The sequence below is a fragment of the Methylobacterium mesophilicum genome (assembly GCF_036441335.1).
Lineage (GTDB): Bacteria > Pseudomonadota > Alphaproteobacteria > Rhizobiales > Beijerinckiaceae > Methylobacterium > Methylobacterium mesophilicum_B.
On sequence record NZ_MLBW01000036.1, the window covers coordinates 94,805 to 105,913 of the forward strand.

The 11,109-nt window shown below is 72.1% G+C and carries 10 protein-coding genes; 5 read left to right on the top strand and 5 right to left on the bottom strand.

What is annotated here, in order from left to right; translation table 11 throughout:
- Window positions 1–255: 255 nt before the first annotated feature.
- The gene (uvrA, locus tag MMR14E_RS27835; protein ID WP_331318818.1) at window positions 256–3,627 is read right to left on the bottom strand and encodes an excinuclease ABC subunit UvrA; all 3,372 of its coding nucleotides are present in this window, start codon (window positions 3,625–3,627) and stop codon (window positions 256–258) included.
- 285 nt (window positions 3,628–3,912) lie between these two features.
- On the opposite strand from uvrA, the gene MMR14E_RS27840 reads away from it, so the two are divergent.
- Genes MMR14E_RS27840 through MMR14E_RS27850 form a run of 3 tightly spaced genes read left to right on the top strand, consistent with a single transcriptional unit; the run spans window position 3,913 to window position 5,707 of the window.
- On the top strand, window positions 3,913–4,182 hold the full coding sequence (locus tag MMR14E_RS27840; RefSeq protein ID WP_331318819.1) for a type II toxin-antitoxin system ParD family antitoxin: 270 nt from the start codon (window positions 3,913–3,915) through the stop codon (window positions 4,180–4,182).
- Window positions 4,175–4,465 (top strand): type II toxin-antitoxin system RelE/ParE family toxin, encoded by a 291-nt coding sequence (locus MMR14E_RS27845; protein ID WP_331318820.1) that lies wholly within the window; start codon window positions 4,175–4,177, stop codon window positions 4,463–4,465. Before MMR14E_RS27840 ends, MMR14E_RS27845 begins: the two co-directional genes overlap by 8 nt.
- Window positions 4,466–4,522: 57 nt before the next feature.
- On the top strand, window positions 4,523–5,707 hold the full coding sequence (locus MMR14E_RS27850) for an MFS transporter (RefSeq protein WP_331318959.1): 1,185 nt from the start codon (window positions 4,523–4,525) through the stop codon (window positions 5,705–5,707).
- 4 nt (window positions 5,708–5,711) lie between these two features.
- Here the strand turns inward: MMR14E_RS27850 and MMR14E_RS27855 are convergent, their stop codons facing one another.
- Both MMR14E_RS27855 and MMR14E_RS27860 read right to left on the bottom strand, forming a co-directional pair.
- On the bottom strand, window positions 5,712–6,137 hold the full coding sequence (locus MMR14E_RS27855; protein ID WP_331318822.1) for a cupin domain-containing protein: 426 nt from the start codon (window positions 6,135–6,137) through the stop codon (window positions 5,712–5,714).
- 4 nt (window positions 6,138–6,141) lie between these two features.
- On the bottom strand, window positions 6,142–7,161 hold the full coding sequence (locus tag MMR14E_RS27860; RefSeq protein WP_331318824.1) for a zinc-binding alcohol dehydrogenase family protein: 1,020 nt from the start codon (window positions 7,159–7,161) through the stop codon (window positions 6,142–6,144).
- A gap of 109 nt (window positions 7,162–7,270) precedes the next feature.
- On the opposite strand from MMR14E_RS27860, the gene MMR14E_RS27865 reads away from it, so the two are divergent.
- Window positions 7,271–7,630: a helix-turn-helix domain-containing protein gene (locus MMR14E_RS27865; RefSeq protein WP_331318826.1), complete on the top strand. Its 360-nt coding sequence runs from the start codon at window positions 7,271–7,273 to the stop codon at window positions 7,628–7,630.
- A gap of 102 nt (window positions 7,631–7,732) precedes the next feature.
- Window positions 7,733–8,827, top strand: coding sequence for a methyl-accepting chemotaxis protein (locus MMR14E_RS27870; protein WP_331318827.1), 1,095 nt, complete (start codon window positions 7,733–7,735; stop codon window positions 8,825–8,827).
- Between the two features lie 687 nt (window positions 8,828–9,514).
- Here MMR14E_RS27870 and MMR14E_RS27875 read toward each other — a convergent pair.
- Complete coding sequence (locus tag MMR14E_RS27875; protein WP_024830472.1) at window positions 9,515–9,769, bottom strand: hypothetical protein; 255 nt, start codon at window positions 9,767–9,769, stop codon at window positions 9,515–9,517.
- A 210-nt stretch (window positions 9,770–9,979) separates the two neighbouring features.
- A complete protein-coding gene (locus MMR14E_RS27880) occupies window positions 9,980–10,798 on the bottom strand; it encodes an RNA methyltransferase (RefSeq protein WP_331318830.1) in 819 nt (272 codons plus the stop codon).
- Window positions 10,799–11,109 lie beyond the last annotated feature (311 nt).

Consider the following 11,109-nt stretch of genomic DNA (forward strand, 5'->3'; position numbering starts at 1 on the left):
CCGCATTCGGCACTTCCCTGCCGGTCTGCTCGCCTATCGCGGCTGCCGGCTTCGGACCTGCCGAGCGCCCCCACGGAGCCTGCCCGTCTCAACGTCTGCGACTATTCTACAGAGACCTGCGGAAAGACAGTGGAATGCTCGCCGAAACGGCACAACCGGCCGAACCGTTGCGCAAAAGCCGCATTTTTGCGGCGATGCAACACTGTCCACAGACCCTGCTCGAGCGGGTCGGGCCGGCAAAATATCGTTGAACGGTCAAGCTGTTGCCGGGCCGGAACGCGGGAGAATCCGGCAAGGTCGGGCCGGTGATCGCGCAGGCCGCCGGTCCGGGCGCGGGAGCCGGGATCCGGCTCCGGACCGGTCGGCGACCGGTCCGGCGTGCCGCCCCGCGGCTCGAATCACCGTCCACGGGTGCCGGGGCCCCGGACGAACCCGGCAGAAACTGCCGCGCCGGCCCGGGGTGAGCCGCCGCGCTACTCCGCGGCGCGCCCGCGGCTCGCNCTCCGCGGCGCGCCCGCGGCTCGCGGGCGCGGCCGGCCGGCGCTCCAGCACCTCACGCAGGAACCGGCCGGTATGGCTGGCCTCGGAGCGGGCGATCGCCTCCGGGGTCCCCTGTGCCACCACGCGGCCGCCGCCGTCGCCGCCCTCGGGACCCATGTCGATCACCCAGTCGGCGGTCTTGATCACTTCGAGGTTGTGCTCGATCACCACCACGGTGTTGCCCTGGTCGACCAGCTCGTGGAGCACCTCCATGAGCTTGGCGACGTCGTGGAAATGCAGGCCGGTGGTCGGCTCGTCGAGGATGTAGAGGGTGCGGCCGGTGGCGCGCTTCGACAGCTCCTTGGAGAGCTTCACGCGCTGCGCCTCGCCCCCCGACAGGGTGGTGGCCTGCTGGCCGACATGGACGTAGTGCAGGCCAACCCGCTTCAGGGTCTCGAGCTTGTCGCGGATCGCCGGCACCGCCTTGAACAGCTCGGCCGCCTCCTCGACGGTGGAGTCGAGCACGTCGGCGATGGACTTGCCCCGGTACTTCACCTCCAGGGTCTCGCGGTCGTAGCGCTTGCCCTTGCAGACGTCGCAGGTGACGTAGACGTCCGGCAGGAAGTGCATCTCGATCTTGATGACGCCGTCGCCCGAGCAGGCCTCGCAGCGCCCGCCCTTGACGTTGAACGAGAAGCGGCCGGGCTGGTAGCCCCGCGCCTTGGCCTCCGGCAGGCCCGCGAACCAGTCGCGGATCGGCGTGAAGGCGCCGATATAGGTGGCGGGGTTCGAGCGCGGCGTGCGGCCGATCGGCGACTGGTCGATGTCGATGACCTTGTCGAGGTGCTCCAGCCCCTCCAGCCGCCCGTAGGGAGCCGGGTGCTCCAGGGCACCGTTCAGCTTCTTGGCGATGGCCTTGTAGAGGGTATCGATCACCAGGGTGGACTTGCCGCCCCCCGAGACGCCGGTGATGCAGGTGAAGGTGCCGAGCGGGATCTCGACGTCCACGTCCTTGAGGTTGTTGCCCCGGGCGCCGAACAGCCCGAGCTTGCCCTTCCGGCCCTTCCGACGCGCGGTCGGGGTGCGCACGGACATCTCGCCCGTGAGATATTTCGCGGTGAGCGAGGCGGGATTCGCCAGCACCTCGGCCGGAGTGCCCTGCGCGATGATCTCGCCGCCGTGGATGCCGGCGCCCGGGCCGACATCGACCACGTAATCGGCCTGCAGGATCGCGTCCTCGTCGTGCTCGACCACGATCACCGAGTTGCCGAGGTCGCGCAGGCGCTTGAGCGTGCCGAGCAGCCGCTCGTTGTCGCGCTGGTGCAGGCCGATCGAGGGCTCGTCCAGCACGTAGAGCACGCCGGTCAGGCCGGAGCCGATCTGCGAGGCCAGCCGGATGCGCTGGCTCTCGCCGCCCGAGAGCGAGCCGGAGCCGCGGGCGAGCGTCAGGTATTCCAGGCCGACATCCACCAGGAAGCTCAGCCGGTCGCGGATCTCTTTCAGGATCCGGACCGCGATCTCGTTCTGCTTCGCGGTCAGCTTCCCGGGCAGGTCCGAGAACCAGCGGTGCGCCTCGGAGACCGACAGGGCCGTCACGTCGGCGATGTCGGCCATGGCGACCTTCACGGCCAGAGCCTCGGGCTTCAGCCGCTTGCCGCCGCAGGCGGCGCAGGGCGTCTCGCTCATGAAGCGCCCGATCTCCTCGCGCACGGCGTCCGAGTCGCTCTCCTTGTAGCGGCGCTCCAGGTTCGGGATCACGCCCTCGAACGGCTTATTGACCGTGTACTTGCGCAAGCCGTCGTCGTAGGCGAAGCGCACCGCCTGCTTGCCCGAGCCGTAGAGCACGATGGCGCGGGCCGTCTCCGACAGGCTCTGCCAGGGGACGCCCGTCTTGAAGCCGAAATGCTCGGCGAGCGCCTCGAGCGTCTGGCCGTAATAGGGCGAGGTCGACTTCGCCCAGGGTCCGACCGCGCCGCGCTTCAGGCTTAAGCCAGGGTCGGAGATCACCAGCTCGGGGTCGATCCGCATCTCGTGGCCGATGCCGCTGCAGGTCGGGCAGGCGCCGAACGGGTTGTTGAACGAGAACAGCCGCGGCTCGATCTCCGCGATGGTGAAGCCCGAGACCGGGCAGGCGAAGCGCGACGAGAAGGTGACGGTCCGCGGCGCCTCGCCCTCGGGGGCGTCGGCGAACACGATCTCGGCGACGCCGTCGGCGAGTTCCAGCGCCGTCTCGAAGGACTCGGCGAGCCGCGAGCCGATATCGGCCCGGACCACGATCCGGTCCACCACCACGTCGATGTCGTGCTTGAACTTCTTGTCGAGCTTGGGCACGTCGTCGATGGCGTAGTATTCGCCGTTCACGCGCAGCCTCTGGAAGCCTTTCTTCTGATACTCGGCGATTTCCTTGCGGTACTCGCCTTTCCGCCCGCGGACCACGGGGGCGAGCAGGTAGAGCCGGGTCTTCTCCGGCAGATCCAGCACCCGGTCGACCATCTGCTGGACGGTCTGGCTCTCGATCGGCAGGCCGGTGGCGGGCGAGTAGGGGATGCCGACCCGCGCCCAGAGCAGGCGCATGTAGTCGTAGATCTCGGTCACCGTCCCCACGGTGGAGCGGGGATTCTTGGAGGTGGTCTTCTGCTCGATCGAGATCGCCGGCGACAGCCCGTCGATCTGGTCGACGTCGGGCTTCGACATCATCTCCAGGAACTGGCGGGCATAGGCCGAGAGCGACTCGACGTAGCGGCGCTGCCCCTCGGCGTAGATCGTGTCGAAGGCGAGCGACGACTTGCCCGAGCCCGAGAGCCCGGTGAAGACCACGAGCTTGTCCCGCGGGATGGTCAGGTCGACGTTCTTGAGATTGTGCTCCCGGGCGCCGCGGATCGCGATGACCCGCCGGTCCTCGGCGGCCGGGGCGGCATCGAACAGGGCGGCCAGCTTGGCGTCGACGGCGGCCTCGGTCCGGGCAGCGGACGCCTCGCCCTTCGCGCGGGCCGGCTTGGGCTGGGCTGCCTTGGCCGGAGCTGCCTTCACAGGGGCCACCTTGGCCGGAGCTGTCTTGGCCGGGACCGCCTTGACGGGCGACTTGGGAGCGGCTTTGGCGGCGTCGGCGCGGCTTGCGGCACGACTTCCAGCTTGGGCTTTGGCCATGAGGGCGGCGGTCTTTCGAGGCGTCGACGCGGTCAGATCGGATTCGCGCGCGGGCCAGCCGCCGCAACGGCCTCATGTCGAGCCCGACGGGGCTCACGGCAAGATGCGGCCGGCGGGACGCGGCCCGTCATGCGCCGCCCTTGCTAGAACGAAACGCGTACGGCGGCAACACTTCGGTGTAGCGGCGGTGCGGGTGACGTCATCGACGCCTCAGCCTATAAGAGAATTTGTGAAAAACGCTTATCGTCGGGCGCGTGATCCTCCCGGGCGAATAACGGAGACCCCATGGCGACCATGACGATTTCCCTGCCCGACCCGATGAAGGAGTGGATCGAAGCGCAGATCAGACAGGGCGATTATGCCAGCACGAGCGACTACGTCCGCGACCTCGTGCGCCGTGACCGCGAGCGACGAGCCCAGGCCGATTTGACGCTCGAGGATCTGCGCCGGATCGTCGACGAGGCCCGCGCCGGAGGACCGAGCCGCCGCAAGGTGCCCGAGATCCTCGCCCGGGCCAGGAAGCACGCGCAGTCTGATCAACCGCTAGATGAGTGACTATACTCTCACGGCGCGGGCTGAAGCGGATCTGTTCGACATCGCCGTCTATGGTTACCGGCAGTTCGGTATCCGCCGAGCGGAAGCCTGTGCCGACGGGTTGGAACGCGTCTTCCAGCTTCTTGCCGACAATCCCCGCATGGGCCGGACAGCTGCCGCGATCCGGCCCGGCGTGCATCGGCACGAATACGCCGCCCACGTCATCCTGTACGAGCCGGTGGAAGGCGGTGTCGTGATCCTGGCCATCGTCCACGGCCGCAGCGTGAGGGGGCTCGACCTGTAGCGTGGGTTTTCGCTGCGCCGCCCGAGCCCCGAGATGCGACGCGATCGACAGGTGCCGATGCCAGCATGCGACGCGACCGATCCGGCCGCCCTCCGCGGTTCCGACGATTGCACGGCCACCCGGCAGCGCCTGTCCACGCGGCTGCTGTTCCTGATCGTGGGCATCGCCAACGCCACCTGGGCGCCCCTGGTGCCGCTGGTGAAGGACCGCGCCGGCCTCGACGAGGCCGGGCTCGGCCTGCTGCTCCTCACCTTCGGCATCGGCTCGCTCCTGGCGATGCCGAGCGCCGGGGCGGCGGCCGCGCGGCTGGGATACCGGCCGGTCCTGCTCGCCGGGACGCTGGCGCTCGGCCTGGCCCTGCCGGTCCTGGCCCTGGCCTCCGGGCTCGTCCCGCTCACCGGGGCGCTGCTGCTGTTCGGGGCCGGGATGGGGGCGGTGGACTGCGTCATGAACCTGCAGGCCGTCGCCGTCGAGCGCGCCGGCGGGCGGCCGATGATGTCGGGCTTCCACGGCCTCTACAGCCTCGGCTGCATCCTGGGGGCGCTGATCGCCAGCGGCCTGCTGGCCGCCGGGCTCGGCGCGGGCTGGAGCGCGCTGCTCCTGGTCGCCGGCATCGCGGCCCTGTTCGCGGCGGCCTGGCCCGGCATCCTGCGGACCGACCGGGCAGGGGGCGGCGACAGCGGCGGTCCCGCCCTCGCGCTGCCCCGGGGCCCGGTGCTGGTCCTCGGCCTGCTCTGCTGCGTGGTGTTCCTCACCGAGGGCTCGGCCCTCGACTGGAGCGCGGTGTTCCTGATCCAGCAGCGCGGGCTCGATCCGGCCTGGGCGGCGCTCGGCTACGCTTCCTTCTCGGTCACCATGACGGCCGGCCGGCTCGGTGGGGACGCGATCGTGGCCCGCCTCGGCCGGCGGCCCGTGGTGATCCTCGGCGGCCTGCTGGCGGCGGCCGGCCTCGCGCTCTCGGTCGTCATCCCGGCCTGGGAGGCGGCGCTCGCCGGCTACGCCCTGGTCGGGGCGGGCTGCGCCAACATCGTCCCGGTCCTGTTCACTGCGGCGGGGCGCCAGACCGCGATGCCCGCGCGCGTGGCGGTGCCGGCGGTGACGACGCTGGGCTATGCCGGGGTGCTGGCGGGGCCCGCGCTGATCGGCTTCGCCGCGCAGGCGCTCGGCCTGCCCGCGTCCCTGCTGATCGTGGCGGCGCTGCTCCTCGGCGTGGCGGCGGCCGGCCGGTCCCTGCGGGTGTGACCCCTCACGCCTCGGCGTTGCGCGCCATGAAGGTCGCGGGCGTCCCGTCCTCCGGGTTCACGAAGACGATGTCGGTCGGCGCCCGCCGGGGCGTGTCGATCGACAGGAACACCACCGGGTCCCCGGGCTCGAGCGCCGGCATCGCGTGGACCGTGCCCTTCTCGAAGAACAGGAGCTGGCCCGGGCCGAACGCCGTCTCGGCGGCCGGATCGCCCAGCCAGACCCGGCCCCGGCCCGAGAGGCAGTAGAGGTACTCGTCGCAGGTGGCGTGATAGTGCGGCGGGGTCGGCCGGTAGACCCGGAACACCCGGGCGCTCGCCGCCTCCCGGTCGGTCAGGTAGGTGTCGACCAGGAGGGTCTGGGCACTGTCGGGCAGACCTGCCGCCAGCGCCGCCACGTCGAAGAGGCCGGTCCCCGCCGTTTTCGCCATCGCTTCACCCCGTAAAGCCCTCGAGCACGATCTTGCCCTTGGCGCGCCCGCTCTCGATCAGCGCGTGGGCGCGTTTCAGGTTCGCGGCGTCGATCCGCCCGTAATGCTCCCCCAGGGTGGTGCGCAGGCGCCCGGAATCAACGAGGCGGGACACCTCGTCGAGGAGCGCCCCCTGGGCGGCGATGTCGGCGGTGGCGAACATCGAGCGGGTGAACATGAACTCCCAGTGCAGCGACAGGCTCTTGCGCTTGAGGAGCCCGACCTCGAGCCGCTCCGGATCGTCGATCAGGGCGAGGCGGCCCTGCGGGGCGATCAGCTCCACGATCTCCCCGAGATGGGCGTCGGTGCTGGTCGTGGAGAAGACGAGGCCCGGCGCGCCGATCCCCAGGGCCGCCACCTCCGCCGCCAGGGGTCTGGAATGGTCGACCACGTGGTGGGCACCGAGGTCCCGGCACCAGGCCGCCGTCTCCGGCCGCGACGCGGTGGCGATCACGGTGAGGTCGGTGAGTTCCCGGGCGAGCTGGATCGCCACCGAGCCGACGCCCCCCGCGCCGCCGACGATCAGGATCGCCGCGGCGGCACCCGGAACCGGCTTTCCCGTGTCGAGCCGGTCGAACAGGGCCTCCCAGGCGGTGATCGCCGTGAGCGGCAGGGCGGCGGCCTGCGCCCAGTCGAGGCTCTTCGGCTTGTGCCCGACGATGCGGGCATCGACGCAATGGTATTCGGCGTTCGTCCCCGGCCGGGTGAGGTCGCCCGCGTAGAACACCGCGTCGCCCGCGGCGAAACCCTGGACCTCCGCGCCGGCGGCGACGACCGTGCCGGCCGCGTCCCAGCCGAGCACCTTGGTGCCGCCTGCCTCCGGCTCGGCCCGCCGCCGGACCTTGGTGTCGACCGGGTTCACCGAGACCGCCTCGACCTTCACCAGCAGGTCGCGCGGGCCGGGCTCGGGCTGGGGCAGGTCGAGATCGACCAGGGCCTCGGGATCGGTGATCGGCAGGGACTTGCGGTAGCCGACGGCGCGCATGGTGATCTCCTCGGATTGTCGCCGCAGGAGATGCCGCCCGCCTTCACGGGCCGCAAGTACGCACATAAAACGCCACTGGTGCCGGAAATGATACCGTCGGAGACAGCCCATGCCCCGCACCCGCCGCCACACGGGCGCCTGCAGCCCCGGCTGCGCCGTCGAGGCGACGCTCCGGCTCATCGACGGCAAGTGGAAGGGCGTGATCCTCTATCACCTGCTGGAGGGGACCCTGCGCTTCAACGAGATCCGGCGGCGCCTCGCCAGCGTGACCCAGCGCATGCTCACCAACCAGCTGCGCGAAATGGAATCCGACGGCCTGATCACCCGGACGGTCTACGCCGAGGTTCCCCCGAAGGTGGAATACAGCCTGACCGAGCGGGGGCGGTCCCTCGATCCGGTCATCCGCGCGCTGAAGACCTGGGGTGATCTGCACGCCGAACTGGCAGATGCTGCCGAGAACGCCGCCTGATTGGGCAGACCGGTACCGAATATGGGCGAGACCGCATAACCGGATCTTTATGACTTGGCCGGAAGGTGGCGCGTCTCCCGCCGGACGGTTCCAGAACTTCCGATGCCGATCCTCGCCTCGCTCCGCGCCCGCATCCTGGCGGTGGCGCTCGCCCCGTGCCTCGCCTTCGCGGGGGCGGCGGGCCTCGCCGTGTCGGACCAGTGGGCGCGGCGCGCCGAGATGGGCCGGGTGGAGAGCTTGGTCGGCCTCGCCTCCCGGATCAGCGCCTTCGTGCACGAGGCCCAGCGGGAGCGCGGCGCCTCGAGTCTGTTCCTGGGCGCGCAGGGCGCGCAGTTCGGCCCGGAGCTGGCGGCCCAGCGCGAACGCACCGACGCGGCCCTCGCCGGGCTGCCCGAGGCCATGACGGCCGCGACGGGNTCGGCGGCGGCGGCCCGGCTGGAGGCCTCCGCGCACGGCATGGCCCGGGCCGCCCGGGACACGACCGATCTCAGCCGGGCGGTGGCGGTGTCGGCCGATTCGGCCGCCCGCTCGGCCGACACGGTGGCGGCGGCCACCGAGGAGCTCACGGCCTCGGTCCGGGAGATCGGCGTGCAGGTCGGGTCCTCGGCGGACCTCGCGGCGGCCGCCGCGCGGAGCGCCGACGGCATGGCCGGGGAAGTCCACCGCCTCGCCCAGGCGGCCGGCAGCATCGGGGCGATCGTCGCGATCATCTCGCAGATCGCCGGCCAGACCAACCTGCTGGCGCTCAACGCGACCATCGAGGCGGCCCGCGCCGGGGAGGCCGGGCGCGGCTTCGCGGTGGTGGCCGGCGAGGTCAAGCACGTCGCCGAGCAGACCGCCCGGGCCACCGAGGAGATCGCCGGCAAGGTCGCGGAGATCACCGGATCGACCGAGGCCTCGGTCCGGTCGATCGGCGGCATCACCGCGGTGATCCGCGACCTCGCCCGGATCGGCGCCGAGATCGCCGCCATGGTCGAGCAGCAGGGCGCAGCGACCGCCGAGATCGCCCGGACCACCGCGCAGACCTCGCGGGACACGAGCGGCGTCTCGGACCACATGGCGGGGGTCGGCGCGGCGGCCGGCACGGCGAGCCAGGGCTCGGCCCAGGTGCTCCAGGCGGCGGCCGACCTGTCCCGGCAGGCGGGCGACCTGCGCGGCGCGGTCGAGGATTTCCTCACCCGGGTGCGCGCAGCCTGACGCGGGATCCGAGGGGGCTCAGCCCTCCGGCGGGGTGTCGGGGCGGCGCCCCGACCCTCGGGCCGCGCCCGCGAAGGGTGCCGGCCCCTTCGAGGCGGGGCCTTCCCTGNGCCCGCGAAGGGTGCCGGCCCCTTCGAGGCGGGGCCTTCCCTGCGCGCCGAGGCCGGGCCCGAGGAGCCGGTCGGCGTCGCGCCGGAGGGCGGCCTCCAGGGCCCCCCGGACAGGCCGAGGCCGCGGAAATCCGCGACGCCCAGGCCCAGCGGGCGGAACGGGAAGGAGGCACCGAACAGGAACTGGTCCTTCATGAACCCGTTCGCCGCCTCGTCGTGGAGGCCGCCGCCGGGCGCGAACCTGTCCATGTCAGGCGAGACGAAGACGTTCGCGTTGCGGAACGCCACCGTCACCATGTCGGCGACGTGCGGGTAGAACCCGTGGCAGCGCACGACTCGCCGCCGCGGGTCAGGACCGGAAGAGCGGCGATCAGGAAGTTGCCGGCGCCGACCCGGATGGCGCCGATCCGGCCGAAGGCCGGGGCGAAGCCGGCGCCCCTGGCCCGGGTCGGGTCGGGCCGGGCCCGCGGATCCGGTACAGCACGCCGGAGGCCCGGAGCAGGGACGGTGCGCGCGAGGCACCGGTGCGTCACGGAGCGGGACCGGATCGCGTCCGGGTTTCCGGTTCAGTCGGGAATCAGTCGGGAATCGCGAAGCCGATCGACAGGCACAGGGCCGCGACGGCCGTCAGGGCCATGGCGGCCTGACGGACCTGGTGCCAGCGCGCGCTGCGCGCGCGCTCCTCCGGGCTGGCGCCGAGCCGGAGCTCGTCGTCGAAGCCCGTCACGAAGGATTCGAAGCTCGGGAAGGCGCGCCGCGCGAGCCAAATCCACACGCCGACGGCGACCAGGCCGAGGGCCCAACCGCCGTAGGTAAACGCATCGTCCAACATCCGGCGCAGCCCTCGAGCCGACGCCCCCCTCGCCGCGTATTCTACGGGAAGTTGCGAAGATTGCCTAGGCGGAAGAGGGGCTTCCGGAGCCGGTTCCGTGTTTCCGAACGTGTCGCGGCGGGACTGATCGGGTGCCGGGCCGGCCGCGCCTAGGCCGCGGCCCCGTCCGGCCCCGTGTCAGCGCCCTGTCAGTGCCCTGTCAGCGCCCTGTCAGTCCCGCTCCCGGCCGAGGGCGTAGAGGGTGATGGCGGCGGCGTTCGAGACGTTGAGGCTCCGGATCGCGCCCGAGAAGGGGATCCGGGCCAGGACGTCGCAGCAGCCCCGGGTCCGCTCGCGCAGGCCCTTGCCCTCGGCGCCCAGCACGATCACCAGCGGCCGCGCGACCGTCAGCGCGTCGAGGCTCTCGGGCGCGTCCGAATCGAGGCCGACCCGGGTGAAGCCGCGCTCGCCCAGTTCGATCAGGGCCTCGGCGAGGTTCCGAACGGTCACGAAGGGGACGTGCTCCAGGCCGCCGGAGGCGGATTTCGCCAGGACCCCGGTGGCGCCCGGCGCGTGCCGCGCCGTGGTGACGATCCCGGCCACCCCGAAGGCCGCGGCGGTGCGCACGATCGCCCCGACATTGTGCGGGTCGGTGATCTGGTCGAGCGCCAGCAGCAGCGCGTCGGCGGGCAGGTCGTCGAGGCCGGGAGCGGGCAGGGGCTCGGCCTCCAGGTACAGCCCCTGGTGGACCGCGTCCGGTCCGAGCAGGCGGCCGATGTCGCTCGGCCGCACCAGCTCCGGGGTGATCCGCACGGCGCCGCCGAACTCGGCTTCCAGGCGCGCGGCCGCGTTCTCGGTGGCGAGCAGCCGGTGCAGGCCGCGCTGGGCGTTGCCCAGGGCCTGCACGACGGGATGCCAGCCGTAGAGCACGGTCGGTCCGTCGCCGCCCGCCTCCCACGGGCGGGACGGCCCRCCCGGGCGACCTCCGGACCGGGGGGCGGGGCNGGGGCGTCCGCCGGGCGGCCGGCCGTCGTCGCGGCGATCCGTCATCGGGCCGCGATCGGCGAAGGGCCCCTGGGCCGGACGAGGCTGGGCCGGACGAATTCGGGCAAGGGGGGCATCGGCGCGCTCTTCTCTGAGGGCCCTCTCGGAAGGAGCCGAGAAACCGGGCGGCATCGCCCGCGTCAAGCCGGCATCACACTGGGACCCCGGCCGTGTCCAGGAGGCCGCCGATGTCGGCGACGGAGCGCGGCGGCACCGTGCTGGATTCCCTCGCCGATCCGTCAAGCCGGGACGACCGTTCCCCGTAGGAATGTGGAAAACCAGCTCATATTCCCTTTGCGCCCTGTGCATCACGAGAC